This is a genomic window from Conexibacter sp. W3-3-2, from assembly GCF_009707605.1.
Classification (GTDB): domain Bacteria; phylum Actinomycetota; class Thermoleophilia; order Solirubrobacterales; family Solirubrobacteraceae; genus Paraconexibacter; species Paraconexibacter algicola.
The window spans coordinates 4778889-4801754 of the sequence record NZ_WLYW01000001.1; the positions used below are offsets into that span (position 1 = coordinate 4778889).

25 protein-coding genes and 1 riboswitch are annotated in these 22866 nt (G+C 75.2%); of the genes, 21 read left to right on the forward strand and 4 right to left on the reverse strand.

The window, feature by feature from the left end; genetic code table 11:
* Positions 1-71 precede the first annotated feature (71 nt).
* The gene (locus GKE82_RS22905) at positions 72-1031 is read right to left on the reverse strand and encodes a glycosyltransferase (RefSeq protein ID WP_154734878.1); all 960 of its coding nucleotides are present in this window, start codon (positions 1029-1031) and stop codon (positions 72-74) included.
* 94 nt (positions 1032-1125) lie between these two features.
* Between GKE82_RS22905 and GKE82_RS29295 the strand changes: the two genes are divergently transcribed.
* From GKE82_RS29295 to GKE82_RS22920, 4 genes are all read left to right on the forward strand, one after another.
* A complete protein-coding gene (locus GKE82_RS29295) occupies positions 1126-1374 on the forward strand; it encodes a hypothetical protein (protein ID WP_146175406.1) in 249 nt (82 codons plus the stop codon).
* A gap of 107 nt (positions 1375-1481) precedes the next feature.
* Positions 1482-2282, forward strand: coding sequence for a glutamate racemase (murI, locus tag GKE82_RS22910; RefSeq protein WP_375337027.1), 801 nt, complete (start codon positions 1482-1484; stop codon positions 2280-2282).
* On the forward strand, positions 2279-3010 hold the full coding sequence (gene rph / locus GKE82_RS22915) for a ribonuclease PH (protein ID WP_309233778.1): 732 nt from the start codon (positions 2279-2281) through the stop codon (positions 3008-3010). Before murI ends, rph begins: the two co-directional genes overlap by 4 nt.
* Positions 3007-3624 (forward strand): non-canonical purine NTP pyrophosphatase, encoded by a 618-nt coding sequence (locus tag GKE82_RS22920; protein WP_154734880.1) that lies wholly within the window; start codon positions 3007-3009, stop codon positions 3622-3624. The genes rph and GKE82_RS22920 overlap by 4 nt, the downstream gene beginning before the upstream one ends.
* A gap of 6 nt (positions 3625-3630) precedes the next feature.
* Here the strand turns inward: GKE82_RS22920 and GKE82_RS27410 are convergent, their stop codons facing one another.
* On the reverse strand, positions 3631-3771 hold the full coding sequence (locus GKE82_RS27410; protein ID WP_196189387.1) for a hypothetical protein: 141 nt from the start codon (positions 3769-3771) through the stop codon (positions 3631-3633).
* 145 nt (positions 3772-3916) lie between these two features.
* On the opposite strand from GKE82_RS27410, the gene GKE82_RS22925 reads away from it, so the two are divergent.
* The 8 genes from GKE82_RS22925 to GKE82_RS22960 all read left to right on the forward strand — a co-directional run bounded on the left by GKE82_RS22925 (position 3917) and on the right by GKE82_RS22960 (position 11286).
* The gene (locus GKE82_RS22925) at positions 3917-4192 is read left to right on the forward strand and encodes an HU family DNA-binding protein (protein ID WP_107570095.1); all 276 of its coding nucleotides are present in this window, start codon (positions 3917-3919) and stop codon (positions 4190-4192) included.
* Positions 4189-5127, forward strand: coding sequence for an orotidine-5'-phosphate decarboxylase (gene pyrF / locus GKE82_RS22930; RefSeq protein WP_154734882.1), 939 nt, complete (start codon positions 4189-4191; stop codon positions 5125-5127). The genes GKE82_RS22925 and pyrF overlap by 4 nt, the downstream gene beginning before the upstream one ends.
* Before the next feature lie 39 nt (positions 5128-5166).
* Complete coding sequence (locus GKE82_RS22935; RefSeq protein WP_107570093.1) at positions 5167-5481, forward strand: LysM domain-containing protein; 315 nt, start codon at positions 5167-5169, stop codon at positions 5479-5481.
* Complete coding sequence (locus GKE82_RS22940; protein WP_154734883.1) at positions 5478-6734, forward strand: D-alanyl-D-alanine carboxypeptidase family protein; 1257 nt, start codon at positions 5478-5480, stop codon at positions 6732-6734. The genes GKE82_RS22935 and GKE82_RS22940 overlap by 4 nt, the downstream gene beginning before the upstream one ends.
* On the forward strand, positions 6731-7690 hold the full coding sequence (locus tag GKE82_RS22945) for a 1-phosphofructokinase family hexose kinase (protein ID WP_107570091.1): 960 nt from the start codon (positions 6731-6733) through the stop codon (positions 7688-7690). The genes GKE82_RS22940 and GKE82_RS22945 overlap by 4 nt, the downstream gene beginning before the upstream one ends.
* Positions 7691-7856: 166 nt before the next feature.
* On the forward strand, positions 7857-9098 hold the full coding sequence (locus tag GKE82_RS22950; RefSeq protein WP_107570090.1) for a GuaB3 family IMP dehydrogenase-related protein: 1242 nt from the start codon (positions 7857-7859) through the stop codon (positions 9096-9098).
* Positions 9099-9161: 63 nt separating this feature from the next.
* Positions 9162-10745, forward strand: coding sequence for a glutamine-hydrolyzing GMP synthase (guaA, locus tag GKE82_RS22955; RefSeq protein WP_154735323.1), 1584 nt, complete (start codon positions 9162-9164; stop codon positions 10743-10745).
* Positions 10746-10821: 76 nt separating this feature from the next.
* Positions 10822-11286, forward strand: coding sequence for a hypothetical protein (locus GKE82_RS22960; protein ID WP_154734884.1), 465 nt, complete (start codon positions 10822-10824; stop codon positions 11284-11286).
* A gap of 13 nt (positions 11287-11299) precedes the next feature.
* Here GKE82_RS22960 and GKE82_RS22965 read toward each other — a convergent pair whose 3' ends face one another.
* Positions 11300-12436: a M23 family metallopeptidase gene (locus tag GKE82_RS22965; RefSeq protein ID WP_154734885.1), complete on the reverse strand. Its 1137-nt coding sequence runs from the start codon at positions 12434-12436 to the stop codon at positions 11300-11302.
* A gap of 35 nt (positions 12437-12471) precedes the next feature.
* Positions 12472-12632, reverse strand: a riboswitch (cyclic di-AMP (ydaO/yuaA leader).
* Positions 12633-12777: 145 nt separating this feature from the next.
* Here GKE82_RS22965 and rplM point away from each other — a divergent pair.
* The 3 genes from rplM to glmM all read left to right on the forward strand — a co-directional run bounded on the left by rplM (position 12778) and on the right by glmM (position 15296).
* A complete protein-coding gene (rplM, locus tag GKE82_RS22970) occupies positions 12778-13212 on the forward strand; it encodes a 50S ribosomal protein L13 (RefSeq protein WP_154734886.1) in 435 nt (144 codons plus the stop codon).
* Positions 13213-13430: 218 nt separating this feature from the next.
* Positions 13431-13967 carry a 30S ribosomal protein S9 gene (rpsI, locus tag GKE82_RS29300; RefSeq protein WP_375337055.1) on the forward strand — a complete coding sequence of 179 codons (537 nt, stop codon included), beginning with the start codon at positions 13431-13433 and terminating at the stop codon, positions 13965-13967.
* An 18-nt stretch (positions 13968-13985) separates the two neighbouring features.
* Positions 13986-15296 carry a phosphoglucosamine mutase gene (gene glmM, locus GKE82_RS22980; RefSeq protein WP_154734888.1) on the forward strand — a complete coding sequence of 437 codons (1311 nt, stop codon included), beginning with the start codon at positions 13986-13988 and terminating at the stop codon, positions 15294-15296.
* A gap of 38 nt (positions 15297-15334) precedes the next feature.
* Here glmM and GKE82_RS22985 read toward each other — a convergent pair whose 3' ends face one another.
* On the reverse strand, positions 15335-15904 hold the full coding sequence (locus GKE82_RS22985; RefSeq protein WP_154734889.1) for a TetR/AcrR family transcriptional regulator: 570 nt from the start codon (positions 15902-15904) through the stop codon (positions 15335-15337).
* Between the two features lie 143 nt (positions 15905-16047).
* Between GKE82_RS22985 and glmS the strand changes: the two genes are divergently transcribed.
* The 6 genes from glmS to GKE82_RS23015 are packed head-to-tail and all read left to right on the forward strand — an operon-like array spanning position 16048 to position 22859.
* Positions 16048-17931, forward strand: coding sequence for a glutamine--fructose-6-phosphate transaminase (isomerizing) (gene glmS / locus GKE82_RS22990; protein ID WP_154734890.1), 1884 nt, complete (start codon positions 16048-16050; stop codon positions 17929-17931).
* 9 nt (positions 17932-17940) lie between these two features.
* Complete coding sequence (locus GKE82_RS22995) at positions 17941-18306, forward strand: holo-ACP synthase (RefSeq protein WP_107570082.1); 366 nt, start codon at positions 17941-17943, stop codon at positions 18304-18306.
* Positions 18303-19853 (forward strand): NAD(P)H-hydrate dehydratase, encoded by a 1551-nt coding sequence (locus tag GKE82_RS23000; RefSeq protein WP_154734891.1) that lies wholly within the window; start codon positions 18303-18305, stop codon positions 19851-19853. The genes GKE82_RS22995 and GKE82_RS23000 overlap by 4 nt, the downstream gene beginning before the upstream one ends.
* Before the next feature lie 10 nt (positions 19854-19863).
* Positions 19864-20331, forward strand: coding sequence for a CBS domain-containing protein (locus GKE82_RS23005; RefSeq protein ID WP_154734892.1), 468 nt, complete (start codon positions 19864-19866; stop codon positions 20329-20331).
* A gap of 3 nt (positions 20332-20334) precedes the next feature.
* Positions 20335-21456: an alanine racemase gene (gene alr, locus GKE82_RS23010; protein ID WP_309233779.1), complete on the forward strand. Its 1122-nt coding sequence runs from the start codon at positions 20335-20337 to the stop codon at positions 21454-21456.
* Entirely contained in the window at positions 21453-22859 is a 1407-nt protein-coding gene (locus GKE82_RS23015; RefSeq protein WP_196189388.1) for an HD domain-containing protein, read from the forward strand. The genes alr and GKE82_RS23015 overlap by 4 nt, the downstream gene beginning before the upstream one ends.
* Positions 22860-22866: the final 7 nt, after the last annotated feature.

Below are 22866 nucleotides of genomic sequence, written 5' to 3' on the forward strand. Positions count from 1 at the left end.
AGACGGCGCCGATGTCGGCGCCTGCGGCCACTATACCCGCGACGCGCCCGATCGATGCGGCGTGCCCGCGGTCACCCGACGTCGGGCAGCAGCGCCCGCCAGGCGTCGTGGACCCGCTCGGCCATCCGGTCGGCCGACCACGGCGCGACGACCGAGCGCCCGTCCACGCGCGGGTCGGGCTGCGCCAGCGCCGCCGCGATCGCCCGCCGCCAGCGGTCGCGCTCGTAGGGCGCGCAGAGGGCGCCGGCGACGCCCTGCAGCGCCTGCGGGTGGATGCCCACCGGGGTCGTGATCACCGGGACGTCGCAGGCGAGCGCCTCGAGCACCGCGAGCCCGAAGCCCTCGGCGTCGCTGGGGAGGACGACGACGCTCGCGGCGTTCATCCAGAGGGGGACGTCCGCGGGGTCGACGGTCCCGAGCGTGTGCAGGCGCGCGCCGTCCACGGCCTCCTGCGCGAGGTCGAACCGCTTGCCGGCGCGGCCGGGATCGGCGGGGAACAGCACGCACGGCTCGTCGGGCGGGAGGCCGAGGCGTGCGCGGGCCTCGGCGCGGGGGATCGGGCGGAAGCGGTCGACCGCGACGCCGCACGGCAGCACCGCGGTGGGCAGCCCGCGACGCCCCAGCGACGGCAGCGGCGTCCCGCGCGGGGCGGGACCCGCGAGGTCGACGCCGAGGTCGTGCGAGACCGCGGCGACGAGGTCCATGCGCCGCGCGACGAGCCGCGTCAGGCGGCCGGTCCGCGGGTGCCGCACGTCGGTCCCGTGGACGGTGAGGACCCGGGCCCGGGCCGGGATCGCGAGCGCCGGGAACGCGGTGAGGCCGAAGTGCGCGTGCACGAGGTCGAACGGCCCCTCGCGGCGGGCGAGCCCGCGCAGCCGCCGGACCGCCTGTGCGTAGTCGCCGGGCGCGAACTCGGTGAGCGTCACGTCGGCGCCCAGCCGCCGCAGGGCGGCCACCTGGTCGCGCACGAAGATGCCGCGTCCGGGCGCCTCGGGCGCCGCGGCCATGTTCGTGACGACGATCGTTCGCATCCCGTCGCAGATTCTCCACAGGTGCGTCTTTCGCCGTCACGCGCCCTCGCCTTGACTGCGGTGCAGACCAGCCACCGACCCCTGGAGGACCCCCATGGGACACCGCATGATGGGCCGCGCCCACGCCGCCCTGCACCACTGCACCACCGACCTGCGCCGTCGCCTCGCCGCCGAGACGGGGCAGGGCACCGTCGAGTACGTCGCGCTGATCCTGCTCGTCGCCGGCGTCCTGGCGGCCGTCGTGACGGCCGGCGTCGGCAAGGAGTTCGACCTCGGCGAGACGATCATGGGCAAGCTCAAGGACTCCGTCGACGGCGTCGGCGAGGCCCCGGGCAAGAAGTAGGCGCCACCGGCGCGGGGCCTACACTGGCCCCGTGCCGGCCCCCCGCGTCCCCGCACCCCCGCGACCGCCCCATCGGGGTCTTCGACTCCGGCGTCGGCGGGCTCACCGTGCTCCACGAGCTGCTCGTGTCGCTGCCCGAGGAGGACTTCGTCTACCTCGGGGACACGGCCCGCTTCCCGTACGGCGAGCGCACGCCGCAGGAGCTCGAGGGATTCGCGATGCAGATCGCCGAGGAGCTGCTGCGCCGGCGGGTGAAGCTCCTCGTCGTCGCCTGCAACAGCGCGACCGCCGCGGCCCTGCCGGCGCTCCAGTCGCGGATGCTGCAGACGACGCTGGGCGTCGACGTCATCGGCGTCGTGCGCCCCGAGGCGCTGCAGGCCGTCGCGACGACCCGCAGCGGTCGGATCGGGCTGCTCGCCACCCCGGCGACGGTCGACTCCGGGGCCTACGACCGGGCGGTGCAGAGCGCGGACCCGCACGTCACGCTGACCTCGGTGCCGTGCCCCGACCTCGCGCCCATCATCCAGGCGGGCGGCGCCGGCGGCGACCTGTTCGACGAGCACCTCGTCGACGTCGTCCGTGCCTCGTGCGCGCCGCTGCGCGACGCGGAGGTGGACACGGTCATCCTCGGCTGCACGCACTACCCGCTGATCCGGCCGCTGCTGCAGCGCGCGCTCGGGCGGGGCGTGGCGATCGTCAGCTCGGGCGCGGCGCTCGCGCGGCAGGCCGAGCACGCGCTCACGTCCCGCGGGCTCGACACGCGGCGCACGGGGGAGGGGACCTACTCGTTCCTCTCGACCGGTGACCCGGAGGCGTTCCGCGCGCTGGGGACCCGCTTCCTGCAGCTCCCGCTCGGGCCGGTCGAGCAGGTCCTGCCGACCGCCGACGGCGCGCTGCTGCTGCCGTGAGCGCCCAGCGGACGGGCGGCCGGGCCGCCGACGAGCTCCGTCCCGTGACGATCGAGCCGGGGTTCGTGCGTACCGCCACCGGCTCCGCGCTGATGAGCGCGGGGGAGACGCGCGTCATCTGCACCGCGACCGTCGAGGAGCAGGTGCCGGTCTGGATGCGCGGCCGCGGCAGCGGCTGGGTCACCGCCGAGTACGGGATGCTCCCCGGGTCCACGCGGCAGCGCAAGCGGCGCGACGGCGTCCGGCCCGACGGCCGCTCCGTGGAGATCCAGCGGCTGATCGGCCGCTCGCTGCGCGGCGTCGTCGCCCTCGACCGCCTCGGCGAGCGGACCGTGCACCTCGACTGCGACGTCCTGCAGGCCGACGGCGGCACCCGCTGCGCGTCGATCACCGGCGCGTACGTGGCGCTCGCGCTCGCGGTCGAGGTGCTGCGCGCCGACGGGCGCCTGGACGCCTCGCCCCTCACGGGCTCCGTGGCGGCCGTCTCGTGCGGGGTGGTCGGCGGTCGGCCGCTGCTGGACCTCGACCACCGCGAGGACGCGCGCGCCCAGGTCGACGCGAACGTCGTCATGACCGGCGACGGCGGGCTGGTCGAGGTCCAGGCCACCGCCGAGCGCACGCCGCTCAGCCGCGCCCACCTCGACGAGCTGCTGACGCTCGCCGAGACCGGCATCACCGCGCTGCGCGCCGCGCAGCGGACCGCGATCACCGCAGGGAGCCCCGCATGACCCCGCTGCAGCTCGTCCTCTCCACCCGCAACGACCACAAGGCCCGCGAGTTCGGCGACCTGCTCGCGCCGCACGCCGTCGCGCCGCTGCCCGACGCGGTCGTGCTGCCGCCCGAGGACGGCGACACGTTCGCCGAGAACGCGCTGGGCAAGGCGCGGGCGGCCGCCGCCGCGCTGGGCGTGCCCGCGATCGCCGACGACTCGGGCATCGAGGCGGCGGCGCTCGACGGTCGACCCGGGGTGCGCTCCGCCCGCTTCGCCGGCCCGGACGCGACCGACGCGGAGAACCTCTCCAAGCTGCTGCGCGAGGCCCCGGGGGGCAGCGCCGTCGCGTACGTCTGCGCGATCGCGTTCGTCGACCCGCACGACGGCACCGAGCGGGTCTTCGAGGGGCGCTGCACCGGGACGCTGGACCACGACCCGCGCGGCACCGGCGGCTTCGGCTACGACCCCGCGTTCGTGCCCGACGACCCGCTGGCGCGCGACCCGGCCGGCGCGGACGGCCGCCCCCGCACCATGGCCCAGCTGTCCCCGCAGGAGAAGGCGTCGATCAGCCACCGCGGCCACGCGGCGCGGCTGCTGCTGGCGTGGCTCGACGGCCGCGTCGCGGGCTGACGCCGCTCAGCGCAGGTTGACCGCGGCCGCGAGGCCCACGGCGCCCGCGACGGCCGCGTAGCCCTGGTAGCCGGCGAGCAGCAGCAGGACGACGGTGAGGGCGCAGACGCCGACCGTGGCGCTCCACGCGATGCGGTCCAGGGACATGCGCGCATCGTGCCAGACGTCCCGGATCCCCGGATTTCCGCAACGTGCGGGAATCCCGGCGGCGCGGCCCGATGTTTCCTGGGGTTTTCGTCCGTTCCCGCTGCTAGCGTCGCCGTGCCCGACCAATTCCCGAGGGAGGCACCCAGTGACCAAGTCGGAGTTCGTCGACGCCGTCGCCACGACGGCAGGACTCGACAAGAAGGACGCCGCGGCCGCGGTCGACGCCGTGCTGAAGACGATCGAGGGGACGCTCGCCGACGGTGGTGAGGTCACGTTCTCCGGCTTCGGGAAGTTCCACGTGACCGAGCGCGGCGCCCGCCAGGGCGTCAACCCGCAGACCGGCGAGCGGATCCAGATCGCCGCGTCGAAGGCCCCGAAGTTCACCGCGGGCACCGCGCTCAAGAAGGCCGTCAAGTCCTGACGGGTCCGTCGGCAGTCGCCGCGACCGGTCGCCGCTTCGGCGACCGGGTCGCGGACCACGTCGCCGCGCGCGAGTCCCAGATCGTCCTGGGCCTCGACCCCGACCCCTCCCGGCTGTGGCCCGGGAGCGGCGAGGGCGTGCCCGCCGACGGCCCGCCGGCCGCCCGTGCGGCGGCCGCGGTTGCCGCCCACTGCCGCGCGGTGATCGCCGCCGTCGCCCCGGCGGTCGTGGCGGTCAAGCCCCAGCTGGCCTGCTTCGAGCGGCTCGGCGCGCCCGGCCGCGCCGCGCTCGGCGCCGCGGTGGAGGCCGCGCACGAGCACGGCCTGCTCGTCCTCGCCGACGGCAAGCGCGGCGACATCGACGTGTCGGCTACCGCGTACGCCCAGTCCCTGGTCGGGACGACGCCGACGCCGTACGGGGACGTCCCCGGGCTCGGGGCCGACGCCCTGACCGCGGCGCCCTACATGGGCGTCGACACGATCGACTCGCTGCTGGCGGTCACGCGGCCCGCGGGCGCGGGCGTGTTCGTGCTCGTGCGGACCTCGAACCCCGGGGCGGCCGACGTCGAGGACCTCGAGCTCGCCGGCGGCGGTCCGCTGTGGGAGCACGTGGCGCGCATCGTCGACCGGCTCGGCGAGGGCGACGGGGCGGCCCTGCACGACGTCGGCGCGGTCGTCGGCGCGACGCGGCCCGAGCACGTCGCCCGCATGCGCGAGCTGATGCCGCGCGCCGTGTTCCTGCTCCCCGGCGTCGGCGCCCAGGGCGGCCGCGTCGAGGACCTCGCGCCCGCCTGGGCGCCCGGTCCCGCCGGCGGCCTCGCGACGGCCTCGCGCTCGATCGTGCAGGCGGCCGAGCGTGGCGGCGTCGGGACCCCGGCGGCGGCGGCCCGCGCGGAGGCCGAGCGTCTGCGCGACGCCGCATGGTCGCTTGCGTGACGCCGGTCGCGGCGCCCGCCGCTCTAGAATCCCTGGACCGTGCCGTACCGCAGTCCTGCCCGCTTCCTCGCCCCGCTCGCGCTCGTCGCGGCGTTCCTGTCGGTCTACCTCGTGGTCAAGCCGAGCTCCGAGGAGCAGTCCGACGAGCCCGCCACGACGACCTCGACGACGCGGACCACGTCCGGCTCGGGCAGCGGCGGGACGACGCGCAAGAGCTACACGGTGAAGTCCGGGGACGTCCTCTCGGCGATCGCCGAGAGCACCGGGGTCCCGCTCGAGCGGATCATCGAGCTCAACCCGGACCTCGATCCGCAGGCGCTGCGCGCCGGGCAGAAGATCAAGCTGCGGCGATGACGTCGCGGACGTCCCGGCCGGGCGCGGCGGTCCTCGCCGCGCTCGTGGTGCTGCTCGGCGCCCTCGTGGCCGCCGGTCCCGCGCGCGCGCAGGACGGCGAGCCGTCGCTGCGGTCGGCCTCCTCGGCGATCCTCGTCGAGCCCGCCACCGGCGACATCGTCGTGGAGAAGCGCGCCGACACCCGTCGGGCGATCGCGTCCACGACGAAGATGATGACCGCGCTGGTGACGCTCGAGCGGGCGTCGCTGGACGACGTCCTCACGACCACCGACTACCGTCCGGCCCCGGTCGAGTCGCAGATCGGGCTGCAGCCGGGCGAGCGGCTGACGGTCCGCGACCTGCTGCGCGGCCTGCTGCTGGCGTCCGGCAACGACGCGGCCGTCACGCTGGCGGTGCGGATCGGCGGCTCGCGCGAGCGGTTCGTGCGGCTCATGAACCAGAAGGCGCGCGAGATCGGCCTCACGAACACGCGCTTCGCCAACCCGATCGGCCTCGACGACCCGGACAACTACTCGACGGCCACGGACCTCGCGAAGCTCGCGCTCGTCCTGCGCCGCAACGCGTTCGCGCGCGAGACGATGAACCTCGAGCAGGCGACGCTGCGCTCGGGCGCCCGCCGCCGCGTGGTCCAGAACCGCAACCTGCTCGTCCGGCGCTTCGACTTCGTCAACGGCGTCAAGACCGGCCGCACGAGCCAGGCGGGCTTCGTGCTCGTCGGCAGCGGCTCGCGCGACGGCGTCTCGGTGGTGAGCGTCGTGCTCGGGGAGCCCAGCGAGGAGGCCCGCGTGCGGGACTCCGCCGCGCTGCTGCGCTACGGCCTGCGCCGCTACCGCGTCACGCGGGCGCTGCGCACCGGGCAGCCGCTGGGCAGCGCCACGCTCGAGTACCGCGACGACCAGCGCGTCGAGCTGGTGGCCGCCCGCTCCTCCTCGCGCGTCACGCGCCGCGACGAGCGGCTGACCACCCGCGTGCTCGGCGCGCCGAAGGTGCTCGACGGCCCGCTGCCCGCCCGCTCGCGCGTCGGCACGGTCGAGGTCCGCTTCCGGGGCCGGGTCGTCGACCGGGTCCCGCTGGTCACCGCCACCGAGGTGGTGGAGGCGACGGCGACCGACCGGCTGAAGGACTTCGCCGGACGGCCGGGCACGAAGATCCTGCTCGGGGCCCTCGTCGGGTGTAGCCTCCTGCTGGTCCTGCTGCGGCGTCGCATGGGCGCCCGGACCGGCCGGCAGACGAGCGGGACCGAGATCGCATGATCATCACCGTCACCCTCAACGCGGCGATCGACAAGTCGCTGAACGTGCCGAGCTTCCGGCTCGGCCGCCGTCACCGGACGGTCGAGCAGACGACGATGGCGGGCGGCAAGGGCGTCAACGTCGCGCGCACGCTCAAGACGCTCGGGCAGCCCGTGATCGCCACCGGCTTCCAGGGCGGGCCGACGGGCACGCGGATCGTCGAGCAGCTCACCGAGGACTCGATCCTCAACGACTTCGTGCGGATCCGCGAGGAGTCGCGGACGAACACCGCCGTCTACGACCCGACCAACGGGCAGATGACGGAGATCAACGAGCGCGGCCCGGCGATCACCGCCAAGGAGGTGGAGCTGTTCCGCGACAAGCTCCTGTACCTCGCGCGCGGCGCCGACATCGTCGTGCTGGCGGGCTCGCTGCCCCGGGGGGTCGAGGTCGACGTCTACGCCGGGCTGGTGCGCGAGCTGCGCCGCATGGACGTCCTGGTGATCGTCGACACCGACGGGGAGCCGCTGCGCCACGCCGTGCGCGCCGAGCCCGACCTCATCTCGCCCAACGTGCTGGAGGCCGAGGAGCTCGTCGGCCACGAGTTCAACGACGACGAGGACCGCGCGATCGCCGTGCGCGAGATGGTCCAGCTCGGCGCGCGCGAGGCGATCATGACCGCCCCCGACGGCTGCGTCGCCGCGATGCACGTCGACGGCGAGCGGCAGCTGCTGCGCGTCACGGTCGAGCCGCGCGAGACGGTCGCCGCCGTCGGCTCGGGCGACGCGTTCCTCGCCGGCTACGTGGCGTCCCGCTACGGCGGCGGCTCGGTCGAGGACTGCCTGCGGTTCGGCGTCGCCTGCGGCGCGGAGTCCACGAAGCGTCTCGGGGCGGGCCTGATCGACCCGCGCGAGGTCGAGAAGCTGACCGCGGAGGTCGACGTGCAGCGGATCGTCGCCCCGGCGGAGGTCGGCTGACCGACCGGTCCGGGGCGGGGGTCTTCCTTCGCCCCCGAACCGTCCGGCCCCGGTGCTATCGTGCCGCTGGCAGTGAGTTGCCGCCTCACAGCCTGCTTCAACCCCATCGTGACCCCGCCTGCGCGGGGTCTTTTCGTCACCCCTCAGACCTAGGATCGGGCGCTCTATGGACATCGAGATCGGACGCGGGAAGAAGGCCCGCCGGGCTTACGGATTCGACGACATCGCGATCGTGCCGTCGCGCCGGACCCGGGACCCCGACGACGTCGACATCAGCTGGAAGCTCGGTCCCTACCGCTTCGACCTGCCGCTGCTCGCCTCCGCGATGGACGGCGTGGTCTCGCCGCGCACCGCGGGCATCATCGGCAAGCTCGGCGGCCTGGGCGTCCTCAACCTCGAGGGCATCTTCACCCGCTACGAGGACGCCGAGGACCAGCTCGAGCGCATCGCCAAGCTGCCGAAGGACCTCGCCACGCGCGAGATGCAGGCGATCTACCAGGAGCCGATCAAGCCGCACCTGATCGCGCAGCGCGTCAAGGAGATCAAGGACCAGGGCGTCGTCACCGCCGCGTCCCTGACCCCGCAGCGCGTCACCGAGTACTACGAGCTCGCGCTCGAGGCCGGTCTCGACATCCTCGTCATCCAGGGCACCGTCGTCTCCGCCGAGCACGTCTCGCAGACGGCCGAGGCCCTGAACCTCAAGGAGTTCATCCGCGAGGTCGGCGTCCCGGTCGTCGTCGGCGGCTGTGCGAGCTACCACACGGGCCTGCACCTGATGCGCACCGGCGCGGCCGGCGTGCTCGTCGGCGTCGGTCCCGGCGCGGCGTGCACCACGCGCGGCGTGCTCGGCCTCGGGGTCCCGCAGGCGACGGCGATCGCCGACGTCGCGGGCGCCCGCTCGACGCACATGCTCGAGACCGGCGAGTACGTGCAGGTCATCGCCGACGGCGGCATGCGCACGGGCGGCGACATCTCCAAGGCGATCGCCTGCGGCGCCGACGCCGTGATGGTCGGCTCGCCGTTCGCGCGCGCCCACGAGGCGCCGGGCCGCGGCTTCCACTGGGGCATGGCGACGTTCCACCCGACGCTCCCGCGCGGCGCGCGCGTGCAGACGGTGCAGAACGGCACGCTCGAGGAGATCATCAGCGGTCCCGCGCACGAGAACGACGGCACGTTCAACCTCATGGGCGCGCTGCGCACCTCGATGGCGACCTGCGGCTACCAGGACCTCGCGGAGTTCAACCGCGCGGAGGTCCTCGTCGCCCCGGCGCTGCAGACCGAGGGCAAGCTCCTGCAGACCTCCCAGCAGGTCGGGATGGGCTCCCGCGGCTCCGCCGTCGGCGCGCACTCCACCGGCGAGGACGGCTCCAACGGCAGCGGCAAGACCCCGACCCTCGCGCAGGCGTAGGCGCGGGCGGGGACCGGCTTGAGCACCGACAACCTCCCGACCGCCGCGACGGCGGTGACCGAGCTGGCCGACGAGTCGGCGCCGATCGAGGCGCCGCGGTCGGTCGACGAGGTCGTCGTCCTGGACTACGGCGGGCAGTACTCGCAGCTCATCGCCCGCCGCGTGCGGGAGTGCGGGGTGTTCAGCGAGCTCCTGCCGCACCACGTCGGTGCGGCGGAGGTCGCCAAGCGCAAGCCCAAGGGCCTGATCCTCTCGGGCGGGCCCGCGTCGGTGTACGCGCCGAACGCGCCGAAGCTCGATCCGGGCCTGCTCGAGCTCGGGATCCCCGTGCTGGGCATCTGCTACGGCATGCAGCTCGTCGCGCTCGAGCTCGGCGGCACCGTCGAGAGCGCGGAGGTCGGCGAGTACGGCCGCAGCACCCTCACGGTGCGCGAGCACGGCCGGCTGCTCGCGGGCACCCCGGCCGAGCAGCCCTGCTGGATGAGCCACCGCGACACGGTGTTCGCGCCGCCGCCCGGCTTCACCGCGCTCGCCGCGTCGACCGCCTCGCCGGTCGCCGCGCTCGAGTCGACCGAGCGGGACATCTACGGCATCCAGTTCCATCCCGAGGTCGTCCACACGCCGTTCGGCCAGGACATCCTCAAGAACTTCCTCCGCGACGTGTGCGGCTGCGACCTGACCTGGTCGGCGGCGTCGATCGTCGAGGAGCAGCTCGCGCGGATCCGCGAGCAGGTCGGCGACAAGAAGGTCATCTGCGGCCTGTCCGGGGGCGTCGACTCCTCGGTCGCCGCGCTGCTCGTCCACCGCGCGGTCGGCGACCAGCTCACCTGCGTGTTCGTCGACCACGGGATGATGCGCAAGAACGAGGGCGACCAGGTCGTCCAGACGTTCCGCGACACCTTCAAGGTCCCGCTCGTCGCCGTCGACGCCGAGGAGCGCTTCCTCACCAAGCTCCGCGGGACGACCGAGCCGGAGGCCAAGCGCAAGATCATCGGCACCGAGTTCATCCGCGTGTTCGAGGAGGAGGCCGCCAAGCTCGCCCAGGGCGAGGAGGGGGCCCGGTACCTCGTGCAGGGCACGCTCTACTCGGACGTCATCGAGTCCGGCGGCGGCACCGGCGCGTCGACGATCAAGTCGCACCACAACGTCGGCGGCCTGCCCGACGACCTCCAGTTCGAGCTCGTCGAGCCGCTGCGCGCCCTGTTCAAGGACGAGGTCCGCGCGGTCGGTGCCGAGCTCGGGCTGCCCGAGCGCCTGGTCTGGCGTCAGCCGTTCCCGGGGCCCGGGCTCGCCATCCGCGTCGTCGGCGGGGAGGCCACCAAGGAGCGGCTCGACCTGCTGCGCGACGCCGACGCGATCCTCCAGGACGAGATCCGCAAGGCCGGCCTGTACCGCGACCTGTGGCAGTCGTTCTGCGTCCTGCCGGACGTCCGCACCGTCGGCGTCCAGGGCGACGAGCGCACCTACGGCTACGTCGTCGTCATCCGGGCCGTCACGTCCGACGACGCCATGACCGCCGACTGGGCCCGCCTGCCCTACGACCTGCTCGAGCAGATCGCCGCGCGCATGATCGGCGAGCTGCGCGAGGTCAACCGGGTGGTCCTGGACATCACGTCCAAGCCGCCCGGCACGATCGAGTGGGAGTGAGCGGCTGAGGCGCCGCCCGGCGCGGGCCGGGCGCCGGGGGCTGATCCCCGCCGTGCGCGGCGGACGTAGCCGGGGCATGGAGCCTGCGCCGCTGCCGCTGATCGACGAGCACGTGCGGGCGCTGCCCGGCGACGCGGCGCAGGCGTGGGACGCGGTCGTCGCCGTCCTCGGGCGCGCGCTGGACCGGTCGCTCGGCCCGCTGACGCACGTGTGGGGCTTCCAGCCGCCCCGGCCGGGCGGCCCGCGGCCGCTGCAGGTGGGCTCCTGGGGGCCGGGCTTCACGGTCACCGCGTTCGAGCCCGGCGAGCGGCTGGACCTCTCGGGCCACCACCGCTTCGCGCGCTACCGCCTGGAGGTGCTGCTCGACCCGCCCGCCGACGGGCGCGTCGTCGTGCGGGTGCGGACGCTCGCCACGTTCCGCGGCCGCCGCGGCCGCGTGTACCGCGCCCTGGTGATCGGCACCGGGGCGCACGTCGTGGCGATGGGCCGGCTCCTGGCGGGCTTCGACCGCGCCCGGCGTCGCGCACCCGTCGCGGCCTAGCGTCCTGCGGCTCCTAGGAGCGGCGCTCCCAGCGGCGCAGCGCCGACGACGGGTCGATCGGCCGCCCGCCGGAGTACCAGCCCGGGGCGGTCCACAGCTCGAAGTGCAGGTGGCAGCCGTCGGCGACGCCGGTGTCACCGACCTCGCCGATCCGCTGGCCGGTGAACACCCGGTCGCCCTTGCGGAAGGTCACCTTGCGGCGCAGGTGCATGTAGACGTGGTCCTGCCCGGTGCCGTCCGGGTCGATGACGAGGTAGTTCCCGGCGCGCGCCTGCACGCCCGCGAACTTCACGCGGCCGCCGCGGACGGCGCCCAGCGGCGTGCCGCAGGCGGCGAAGACGTCGCGGCCCTGGTGGGAGCGCCCGCCGCGCGCGGCACCGAACTCGCCGGCCCCCGTCCCGAACCGGTAGCGGCCGAGGATCGGGAAGCGGTCGCGCACGAACTCGAAGGGCTGCTCGACGACGGTCTCGCCGGACTGGGCCATCGTCGCGGTGGTCCCGGCGGGCCGCAGCCGCAGCCGCCACAGGTAGGTGCCGTCGCTGGGCACCTTGCCGCCGACCGTGCCGTCCCACTCGAGGCTCTGGACGGTGCGGCCCGGCACGGTGACCGCCGGGTAGGAGCGCACGACCGTGCCGGTGCGCGCCTTGACGAGCTCGGCGCGGGCGCTCGCGGGCCCGGCGCTGCGCACGAAGTAGCTGAGCCGTGCCTTGCGGCGTCCGGCGTAGAAGACCCGTCGGGCCTCGACCCGGGCCTCGACGCCGCCGCTCGACACGGCCGTGGCGGGGGAGACCACCGCGAGCCGGGCTCGCGACGGGCCGGACGCGTTCCCGTCGTCGTTGGCGACCGCGACCGGCCCGCTGGCGGCGCCCGCCGGGACGGTCACGGTGACGGACCCGGGGCCCGTCGCCGTCGGCGCGGCCATGCGGTCGTCGGCGATGCCGTCGGCGCCGAGGAACGCGACCGCGCTCACCCGGTCGAGCGCCTCGCCGCTGAGCCGCACGACGCTGCCGGGGCCGGCGCTGTCCAGGCCCGTGCACGCGGTGACGCACGCGATCCCGGTGACCTGCGGCGTCTCGGACGCGAACGACCCGCCCGAGCCGCTGGCGGCGACGGCGACGGCCGGGCCCGCCAGGAACGCGGCGGACAGCACGGCGAACGACAGATGGACGCGATGGATGGGTCCTCAGCTCCTCGTATGACGGCCTACGGGGTGAGCTGACGGGCTCGCGCGGTCGAGTGCCGCGCTACCGGACGGGTGTCCGGATTCGCCCCTGGATCATGGATCCGTTGGGTCCCCCGCTCCACCGCTCCCCGGGCGGGAGCGACGGACTCGGCGTTTGCTGCAGACGTCGTCGGGGACGATAGCGGCGGCGCCGGTCGCTGTCAGCCACACGTCCGTCCGGGGCGGTGAGGGGGCGGACGTCGTCGCGCGGCGCGATCCCCTACACTTCACCGCCGCCGCGCGCCCTGTCGTGCTGCGCCCTCTCTCTTATGAAGACGTACGTCGCCAACCCCACCACCCGCGAGCGGAACTGGGTCGTCGTCGACGCCTCCGGGCAGACGCTCGGTCGCCTCGCGACCCAGATCGCCGACCAGCTGCGGGGCAAGCGCAAGCCGGACTACACCCCGCACGTGGACACCGGCGACTTCGTCGTCGTGATCAACGCGGAGAAGATCGTCGTCACCGGCAACAAGCGCACCGACAAGATGTACTACCGCCACTCGGGCTTCCCGGGCGGCCTCAAGTCGCGCACGTTCGAGGAGATGATCGACCGGCGCCCCGAAGAGGTCATCCGCAAGGCCGTGAAGGGGATGCTCCCCAAGAACCGCCTGGCGCGCAAGCAGCTCACCAAGCTCAAGGTCTACGCCGGCCCGGAGCACCCGCACGAGGCCCAGAAGCCGCAGCCGATGGAGATCCAGTCCTGATGATCGACGAGACGCCCAACGACGACCAGGCCCCGGAGGAGACGCCGGCCGAGGTGACCCCGGAGGCCCAGGCCCCGGCGGAGCCCGCGGCCGACGCGCCTGCCGAGCCCGCCGCCGACGCCCCGGCCGAGCCGGTCGCGGAGGCCGAGGTCGCCGACGAGGACGAGGACGTCGAGTACGTCGAGGAGACGCCGCGCGAGAAGCCCGCGATCCCCGGCATGGATCTCGAGGTCGACATCGTCCTGGAGGGCGAGAGCGGCGCCGCCGACCCGTACGCGGAGGACGGCGAGGAGCCGGCCACCGGCGACGAGGTCGACGAGGACGTCGTCGACGACCAGCCGATCGCCGCGTCGATCGTGCTCGCCGAGGGCGCGCGCTACCGCGCGACCGGCAAGCGCAAGACCGCGGTCGCCCGCGTGATCCTGAAGCCGGGCACCGGCGCGTACACGATCAACGGCAAGTCGCTGGAGGAGTTCTTCCCGCGCGACACGCTGCAGCGCAACATCCGCCAGCCGCTCGAGGCCGTCGGCTTCGAGACGCGCATGGACGTCGTCGCCCGCATGCACGGCGGCGGGGTCAGCTCGCAGGCCGGCGCGCTGCGCCACGGCATCTCCCGCGCGCTGCTCGAGGCGGACCCGAACCTCCGTGGCGAGCTCAAGCGCCGCGGCTTCCTGACGCGTGACGCGCGCGTCAAGGAGCGCAAGAAGGCCGGCCTCAAGAAGGCCCGCAAGCGCCCGCAGTTCAGCAAGCGCTAGCGCACAGCCGCACGAGCCATGGCTCGCAAGCTGTTCGGCACCGACGGCGTCCGTGGCGTCGCCGGCGAGAAGCTCACGGCCGAGCTCGCCCTCGGGCTCGGCCGGGCCGTCACGCTGGAGGCGGCCGCGCAGCGGCCGCAGGTGCTCGTCATCCGCGACACGCGGGAGTCGGGCGAGATGCTCGAGGCCGCGCTGGCCGCCGGGGTGACCTCGGCGGGCGGCGACGTGCTGCTCGGCGGGATCCTGCCGACCCCGGCCGCGCCGCTCCTGGTCCGCCGCTACGGGTTCGACGTCGCCGCGGTCATCAGCGCCTCGCACAACCCGTTCCGCGACAACGGCATCAAGTTCTTCGGCGCGGACGGCATGAAGCTCTCCGACGCCACCGAGCTGGCCATCGAGCGGCGCCTGGAGGAGCCGGTTGCGGCGCCCGCGGCGATCGGCCGCGTGCGGACGCTCCACGGCACGCTCGAGGACTACCTGCGCGAGCTGCACACCCGCTTCGCGTCGCTCGGCCTCGACGGCCTCGACGTGCTGCTGGACTGCGCCAACGGCGCGACGTTCCGTGCCGCTCCGGAGATCTTCCGGCGGCTCGGGGCCACCGTGACGGTGGTCGCGCACGAGCCCGACGGGCGCAACATCAACGAGGGCTGCGGCTCCACGCACGTGGACGCGCTCGCGGCCCGCGTGGTCGCGGGCGGGCACGATCTCGGCTTCGCGTTCGACGGGGACGGCGACCGGGTGCTCGCGGCCGACCGGGACGGCCGGGTCGTCGACGGCGACGAGCTGATCGCGCTGGTCGCCACGCACCTGCACGCGGGCGGGCGGCTCGGCGGCGGGGTGGCGGTCACGGTGATGACGAACTACGGCTTCCACCACGCGATGCGCGACGCCGCGGTCGACGTGGCGGTGACGAGCGTCGGCGACCGCTACGTGCTGGAGGAGCTCAAGCGCAGCGGCTGGCGGCTCGGGGGCGAGCAGTCCGGGCACATCATCGACATGGAGTTCGTCCCCTCCGGTGACGGCATCGCGAGCGCGCTGCTGACGCTCGAGGCGCTGGACGGGCGCGATCTCGCCGGGCAGCAGGCGATGCGCAAGCTCCCGCAGCGGCTCGTGAACGTGCCGGTGCCCGACCGTGACGCCGCGATGGCCGACCCGGCCCTCGCCGACGCGATCGCCGCCGAGGACGCCGACCTCGAGGGGCGCGGCCGCGTCCTCGTGCGGCCCTCCGGGACCGAGCAGCTCGTGCGCGTGATGGTCGAGGCGCCGACGCAGGACGAGACCGACGCGGTCTGCGCGCGGCTCGTCGCCGTCGTCGAGCGCTCCGCCTAGACCACCCGACCGACCGGTCGGTCGGGTCGGCCCGCCGCTCAGCGCTCGTGCAGCACGAACGCGAGCGCCGCGACCGCGCGGGCGCGGGCCCGCTCGGCGTCCTGGCCCTCCGCGAGCGCGCCGAGGACCGCCCCGTCGACGATCGCGAGGACGAGGTCGGCGGGCGGGGCGGTCGCGCGTCCCGAGCGGCCGAGCACGTCGCTGACGAGCGCGCGGGCGGCCGTGCGCACGCGGCGGGCGTCGTCGCCCCCGCCGGGACGGCGGGCGCCGCGTGCCCAGCGCTCGCACCACGCGACGAGCTCGTCGTCGTGCTCGGGCAGCAGCAGGCCCACGAGGACCGCGGCGGCGTCGCGCGGGTCGCGGCGCGTCAGGGGGACCCGTCCGGCGGCGCTGGCCATGCGGGCGACGTCGGCGTCGGCGAGCGCGCGCAGGGCGGCCGCGCGCAGCTCCTCCGCCGCGGGGAAGTGGTAGGTCGCGGTCCCCAGGCCGATCCCCGCCTCACCGGCGACGGCACGGTGGTGGACCGCATCGATGCCGTCGCGCACGAGGACGCGGCCGGCGGCCGCGACGATCTCGGCGCGACGGGCGGTGCCTTTCGGCGTGCTCATCGTACGACTGTACGGGAAAAGTCGCACATGTGTACGGAATGCGGTAACCGGGGCAGGATCCGGCGCTAGGTTCAGCGAAACCCCGGCCAGTCGGCGCGCCCTGCGCGCCCGCGACCGGACCCCGTCCCGGAAGGATCCACGCCATGTGCGGCATCGTCGGATACGTCGGCAAGAAGGACGCCCAGCCCGTCCTGCTCGACGGACTGCGCAAGCTCGAGTACCGCGGCTACGACTCGGCCGGCGTCTCGGTCGTCGACGGCGACCGCATCGCCTCCGTCCGCGCCGTCGGCAACCTCGACAACCTCGAGGCCGCCCTCGTCCAGGCCACCGGCGCCTGGGCCGCGATCACCCCAGAGATGCTCGCCGGCACCGTCACCGCGGCGCCGATCACGATCGGCATCGGCCACACGCGGTGGGCGACCCACGGCCGCGTCAACGAGCAGAACGCGCACCCGCACTACGACAACCGCAACCGGATCCACGTCGTCGTCAACGGCATCGTCGAGAACTACATGGCGCTCAAGCAGCGCCTCATCGCCGGCGGCGCGCACTTCACCTCCGAGACCGACGCCGAGGTCATCGCCCACCTCGTCTCCTCGCACCGCGACCAGTGCGACACGCTCGCCGAGGCGGTCCGCCGCTCGTTCCTGGAGCTCGAGGGGCACTACGCGTTCGTCGCGATGGGCCTCGACGACCCCGACACGCTCGTCGCCGCCCGCAAGGAGTGCCCGCTGATCATCGGCCGCGGCGACGGCGAGACGTTCCTCGCCTCCGCGATCCCCGCGTTCCTCAAGCACACCCGCGACGTCCAGGTCATCGAGGACGGCGAGCTCGTCGTCGTCACCGCCGACGAGGTCGCGTTCATGAGCCCCGGCGGCGCCCCGATCGACCGCGAGGTCACGACGATCGACTGGGACGAGGAGACCGCCGAGAAGGGCGGCTACGAGACGTTCATGCTCAAGGAGATCTACGAGCAGTCCGACGTCGTCGCCGAGACGCTCGCCGACCGCACGCTGCGCGAGGACGGCGTCGACCTCGACGACGAGGGCGCGCTCGACGAGTCGATCCTCGCCAACGTCGACCGGATCGTCATCGTCGCCTGCGGCACCTCGTTCAACGCCGGGCTCATCGGCCGCTACGCGATCGAGGAGTGGGCGCGCGTCCCCGTCGAGATGGACGTCGCCTCCGAGTACCGCTACCGCAACCCGATCCTCGGGCCGCGCGACCTCGTCATCGGCATCACCCAGTCCGGCGAGACGGCCGACACGCTCGCCGCGATGCGCCTCGCCCGCGAGCGCGGCGCGAACGTCCTGGCCATCACCAACGTCATGGGCTCGCAGGCCACCCGCGACGCCGACGGCGTGCTCTTCACCCGCGCCGGGCTCGAGGTCAGCGTCGCCGCCACCAAGACGTTCGTCTGCCAGGTCGCGGTCCTCTACCTGCTGGCGCTGCGGCTCGCCGAGCTGCGCGGCGCGCTGCCGCGCGAGGAGCTCGTCCGGCTCACCGGCGAGGTCAAGCGGCTCCCGCACATGATCCGCGAGCTGCTCGACTCGATGGACGTCGAGGAGATCGCCCAGCAGCACCACGCGGGCGAGTTCTTCCTCTACCTCGGCCGGCACGCCGGCCGCGCCGTCGCGCTCGAGGGCGCGCTGAAGCTCAAGGAGATCTCCTACATCGCCACCGACGCGTATGCCGCCGGGGAGATGAAGCACGGCCCGATCGCCCTGCTCGACGAGCAGACCCCGGTGATCTGCATCGCCACCGACTCGCCGATCCTCGACAAGATGATCTCCAACATGCAGGAGGTCCGCGCCCGCGGCGCGCACGTCATCGGCGTCGCCAGCGAGGGCAACGTCGAGATCGGCGAGCACTGCGAGTCGGTCATCCGCGTGCCGCAGACCGACTGGATGCTGCAGCCGCTGCTCGCCGTCATCCCGCTGCAGCTGCTGGCCTACCGGATCGCGCGGCTGCGCGGGCTGAACGTCGACCAGCCGCGCAACCTCGCCAAGACCGTCACGGTCGAGTAGGCGGGTCGCGTGGGCGTCGGCATCGACCTCGTCGAGATCACCCGGGTGGAGGAGGCGCTGCAGCGCCGGCCCGGGCTCGCGCAGCGCCTCTTCACCGAGGCGGAGCTCGCCTACGCGGACGGCACCGGCCGCCCCGGCGAGCACCTCGCGGCCCGCTTCGCCGCCAAGGAGGCGGTCGCCAAGGCGCTCGCGCTGGAGGCCGGCTGGGCCTGGCGCGAGGTCGAGGTCGTCGCCGACGGCGGTCCGCCGAGCATCCGCCTGCACGGCGACGTCGCCGCGCGCGCCGGGGCGCAGGGCGTCACCGCCGTCCAGGTCAGTCTCACGCACGCCCGCGACACCGCCGGGGCCGTCGCCCTGACGGTCCCCGCCGCATGACCCGCCCGGCGCTCCCGGACTGGCTCGACCCGCTGCCCGACGCGGCACGGATGCGCGCCACCGACGCCTGGGCGATCGACGAGCTCGGCATCCCCGGCGTCGACCTCATGGACCGTGCCGGGGCCGCGCTCGCCTCGGTCGTCGAGCGGGTCGCCCCGCAGGGCACGATCGCCGTGGTCTGCGGCAAGGGCAACAACGGCGGCGACGGCTACGTCCTCGCGCGGCTGCTGCGCGAGCAGGGCCGCGACGTCCGCGTCCTCGTCACCGCGCCCGTCGCGGAGCTGCGCGGCGACGCCGCCCACCACGCGGCGCTCCTGCCCGGTCCCGGGCCGGTCCCGTTCGCCGCTGCCGGGCTGCACGGCGTCACGCTCGTCGTCGACGCGATCCTCGGCACCGGCGTCACCGGGGAGCCCCGCGGCGCCGCCCGCTACGCGATCGACGCGATCGTCGAGAGCGGCGTGCCCGTCGTCGCGTGCGACGTCCCCAGCGGCGTCGACGCCTCCACCGGCGAGGCCGCCGGCGTCGCCATCCGCGCCGTCGCGACCGCCACCTTCCACGCCGCCAAGCCCGGCCTGTGGATCAACCCCGGCAAGGAGCGCTCCGGGGTGCTGGCGGTCTGCGACATCGGCATCCCGGCCGGGGCGCCGACCGAGCCCGCGGACGTCGGGCTGCTCACCGAGCGGGTGCTCGACGGCCTGCCCGGACGCGGCGCCGCCAGCACGAAGTTCACCAGCGGGCACGTGCTCGTCGCCGGCGGCTCCCGCGGGCTCACGGGGGCGCCGTGCCTCGCGGCGCTCGGCGCGATGCGCGGCGGCGCCGGCTACGTCACCGCCTGCGTGCCCGGGTCGCTCGAGGAGGTCGTGGCGATCGCGCTGATGGAGGCCATGACCGTCCCGCTGCCCGACCACGGCGGCGCGCTCGTCGCCGACGGGGCCGCGCTCGTCGCCGAGCGGGCCGCCCGGCGCGGCGGCGCGCTCGTGCTCGGACCGGGGCTCGGCACCGCCGCCGCCTCGCGCACGTTCGCCCGCGGCCTCGCGGCGGTGGCCGACGTGCCGCTCGTCCTCGACGCCGACGGGCTCGGCGCGCACGCCGGCCGCGTCGCCGACCTCGCCGCGCGCACCGCGCCGACCGTGCTGACCCCGCACGCCGGCGAGCTCGCGCGGCTGCTCGACACCTCCAGCGAGCGCGTCCAGGCCGCCCGGCTCGAGCACGCGCACACCGCGGCCGAGCACGCGCACGCCGTCGTCGTCCTCAAGGGCGACGACACGCTCGTCGCCGACCCGGACGGTCGCGTCGCCATCAGCCAGGGTGGCGCTCCGGCGCTGGCGACCGCCGGGACCGGGGACGTCCTCGCCGGCCTCGTCGGCGCGCTGCTCGCCCAGGGCGTCGAGCCGTTCCGCGCCGCCTGCGCCGCCGTCGAGCTGCACGCGCGCGCCGGACGGCTCGCCGCCGAGCAGCACGGCCCCGACGGCGTGGTCGCCGGGGACGTCGCGGCCGCGCTCGGCCGCGCGCGCCTGCGCGACGGGGACCGCGGCGCCGGTCGGTAGGCTGGACCGCATGGCCGCCCTGACCGTCGCCGAGATCATGGACCCCGACGCGGTGACGATCGGGCCGGACGCCGACGTCGAGTCCGCGATCCGCCTGATGCGCTCCACCGACGTGCCCGGGGTGCCGGTCGTCAACGAGGGCGGCCGCTGCGTCGGCATCGTCACCGAGGCCGATCTCGTCATCCGCGACGAGCAGGGCGACCTGCACCTCCCGCACTACATCGAGCTGTTCGGGGGCATCATCTACCTCGAGCCGCTGCGGCGCTTCGAGGAGCGCCTGCGCAAGACGTTCGCCGCCCGGGTGGAGGACCTCATGACCGCCGACCCGGACACGATCGAGAGCACGGCGACGGTGCGCGAGGCCGCGAAGCTCATCGCCGGCAGCGGGCACAACCGCCTCCCGGTCGTGGAGCACGGCCGGTTCGTCGGGCTCGTCACGCGCGTCGACGTGCTCGACGCGCTCGCCCACCAGGACTGAGCGGTGGAGCGCGTCGAGGCGCTCGTCGACGTCGCCGCCATCGGGGCGAACGTCCGGACCCTGCGCGGGCGGCTGGCGCCCGGCGCGGCGTTCGCGGGCGTCGTGAAGGCCGACGGGTACGGGCACGGGGCGCTCACCGCCGCCCGCGCCGCGCAGGCGGCGGGGGCCGACTGGCTCGCCGTCGTCTCCGCGCGGGAGGCGCGGACGCTGCGCGACGCGGGCATCGACGGGCCGCTGCTCGTCATGGGCGCGCTGACGCCGGACGAGCTCGATCTCGCGCTCGGCGCGGCGGCGGACGTCGTCGCGTGGACGCCCGAGTTCCTCGAGGCCGCCGCGCGCCCGCGGCCGGACGCACCGCCCGCCCGCGTGCACGTCAAGCTCGACACCGGCATGGGCCGGCTGGGCACGCGCGACCCGGACCTCGCGACCGCGCTCGTGCGGCGCGCCGTGGCCGACGACCGCGTGCACGCCGTCGGGCTGATGACGCACTTCGCCACCGCCGACGAGGAGGGCGACCGCTTCATGGACGAGCAGCTCGCCCGCTACCGCGCCTGGGCGGAGCCCCTGAAGGCCGTGCACCCCGGGCTCGTCCGGCACGTCGCCAACAGCGCGGCGACGCTGCGCGACCCGGCCACGCACCTCGACCTCGTGCGCTGCGGCATCGCGATCTACGGCATGGACCCCGCCAACCGCGACCCGGAGCGGCACGGCCTCGTCCCGGCGCTCGCGCTGCGTTCGGTCGTCGCCGCGGTCAAGCCGTGCGCGCGGGGCGAGAGCGCGGGCTACGGGCGCCGCTTCGTCGCCGAGCGGGACACCGTGCTCGCCACCGTCCCGATCGGCTACGGGGACGGCTGGCGCCGCGGTCTCACCAACCGGGCCGAGGTCCTGATCGGCGGCCGCCGCTTCGCGCAGGTCGGCACCGTGAGCATGGACAACGTGACCGTCGACCTCGGGCCCGACGGGGGCGGCGTCACGGTCGGCGACCCCGTGACGCTGCTGGGTGCCGACGGCGGCGAGCGGATCCTCGCGGAGACCGTCGCCGCCGCGCTCGGCACGATCAACTACGAGGTCACCTGCGGGCTGCTGCCCCGCGCGACCCGCCGCACGGTCGGCGCCGCGACGTGAGCGCCGCCCTGGACGCGGCCCGTGACGCCCTGCGCGGCGAGCGCGCGTGGGTCGTGGGCGGCGCGGTCCGCGACCGGCTGCTCGGCCGGCCGCTGGACGACATCGACCTCGTCGTCGACGGGGACGTGCGCGCCGCCGCCCGCCACCTCGCGCTGCAGGCCGGCGGTCCGTCGTTCCCGCTCTCCGACGCGCACGGCGCCTGGCGGGTGCACGGGCCCGACCGCGCGTGGCAGATCGACCTCGCGCCGCTGCGCGACGGGACGATCGAGGCCGACCTCGCGCTGCGGGACTTCACCGTCAACGCGATCGCCGAGCCGCTGCAGGGCGGGCCGCTGCTGGACCCCCACGGCGGGGCGGAGGACCTCGTGCGCCGGCGGCTGCGGATGGTCGGCCGGGCCTCGTTCCCCGACGATCCGCTGCGCGTCCTGCGGCTCGCGCGGTTCGCGTCGGAGCTCGACCTCGAGCCCGAGCCACCGACCGTCGCCGCCGCGCGCGAGCACGCGCCCGGCATCGAGCGGGTCGCCGCCGAGCGCGTCTTCGCCGAGCTGCGGCGGATCGTCGCGTGCGACCGGCCCGTCGAGGGCCTCGCGCTGATGGAGGACCTCGGGCTCACCGCACGGGTGCTGCCCGAGCTCGCCGCCCTGCACGGCGTCGAGCAGAACGTCTTCCACGACGCCGACGTCCACGACCACACGATGACGGTCCTGCGCCGCACCTGCGAGCTGCAGGCCGACCCCGGCGCCGTCCTGGGGGAGGAGCACGGCGCCGCGCTCACGGCGTTCCTGGCGCGCCCGCTCTCCGACGAGCTGACCCGGGGGACCGCGCTGCGCTTCGGGGCGCTGCTGCACGACATCGCCAAGCCCACCTGCCAGGCGGTCCGCGACGACGGCACCGTCCTGGGCTTCCCCGACCACGACCGCGAGGGGGCGCGGCTCGCCCGCGCGATCCTCGAGCGCCTGCGGACCAGCGACCGGCTACGCACCCACGTCGCCGCGCTGGCCCGCCACCACCTGCGCCTCGGGTTCCTCGTGCACCACCGGCCGGTCGAGCGCCGGCGCCTGCACGCCTATCTCGTGGCCACCGGGCCCGTCGCGCTCGACGTCACGCTCCTGTCGGTCGCCGACCGCCTCGCGACCACCGGCCGCGACGCCGAGCGGTCGATCGCCGTGCACCTCGAGCTGGCCCGGGAGCTGCTGCCCGCCGTGCGCGCCTGGGAGGACGGGGACCGGCCCGCCCCGCTCGTGCGCGGCGACGAGCTCGCCGCCGCCCTGGACCTGCGACCCGGCCCGCTGCTCGGCGAGCTGCTCGCGGAGCTCGCCGCGGCCGGCTACGCGGGCGAGGTGACCGACCGCGACGGGGCGGTCGCGCACGCCCGCGCGTGGCTCGCGGCCCGCGAGGGGTAGGGTCCGC

Excerpts from the sequence above, each read along its gene's own strand:
- GKE82_RS22905 (WP_154734878.1), bottom strand. The coding sequence starts at position 1,031 with ATGCGAACGATCGTCGTCACGAACATGGCCGCGGCGCCCGAGGCGCCC.
- GKE82_RS29295 (WP_146175406.1), top strand. The coding sequence starts at position 1,126 with ATGGGACACCGCATGATGGGCCGCGCCCACGCCGCCCTGCACCACTGC.
- GKE82_RS22920 (WP_154734880.1), top strand. The coding sequence starts at position 3,007 with ATGACCCCGCTGCAGCTCGTCCTCTCCACCCGCAACGACCACAAGGCC.
- GKE82_RS27410 (WP_196189387.1), bottom strand. The coding sequence starts at position 3,771 with ATGTCCCTGGACCGCATCGCGTGGAGCGCCACGGTCGGCGTCTGCGCC.
- GKE82_RS22940 (WP_154734883.1), top strand. The coding sequence starts at position 5,478 with ATGACGTCGCGGACGTCCCGGCCGGGCGCGGCGGTCCTCGCCGCGCTC.
- GKE82_RS22945 (WP_107570091.1), top strand. The coding sequence starts at position 6,731 with ATGATCATCACCGTCACCCTCAACGCGGCGATCGACAAGTCGCTGAAC.
- GKE82_RS22950 (WP_107570090.1), top strand. The coding sequence starts at position 7,857 with ATGGACATCGAGATCGGACGCGGGAAGAAGGCCCGCCGGGCTTACGGA.
- GKE82_RS22960 (WP_154734884.1), top strand. The coding sequence starts at position 10,822 with ATGGAGCCTGCGCCGCTGCCGCTGATCGACGAGCACGTGCGGGCGCTG.
- rplM (WP_154734886.1), top strand. The coding sequence starts at position 12,778 with ATGAAGACGTACGTCGCCAACCCCACCACCCGCGAGCGGAACTGGGTC.
- rpsI (WP_375337055.1), top strand. The coding sequence starts at position 13,431 with ATGGATCTCGAGGTCGACATCGTCCTGGAGGGCGAGAGCGGCGCCGCC.
- glmM (WP_154734888.1), top strand. The coding sequence starts at position 13,986 with ATGGCTCGCAAGCTGTTCGGCACCGACGGCGTCCGTGGCGTCGCCGGC.
- GKE82_RS22985 (WP_154734889.1), bottom strand. The coding sequence starts at position 15,904 with ATGAGCACGCCGAAAGGCACCGCCCGTCGCGCCGAGATCGTCGCGGCC.
- glmS (WP_154734890.1), top strand. The coding sequence starts at position 16,048 with ATGTGCGGCATCGTCGGATACGTCGGCAAGAAGGACGCCCAGCCCGTC.
- GKE82_RS23000 (WP_154734891.1), top strand. The coding sequence starts at position 18,303 with ATGACCCGCCCGGCGCTCCCGGACTGGCTCGACCCGCTGCCCGACGCG.
- GKE82_RS23005 (WP_154734892.1), top strand. The coding sequence starts at position 19,864 with ATGGCCGCCCTGACCGTCGCCGAGATCATGGACCCCGACGCGGTGACG.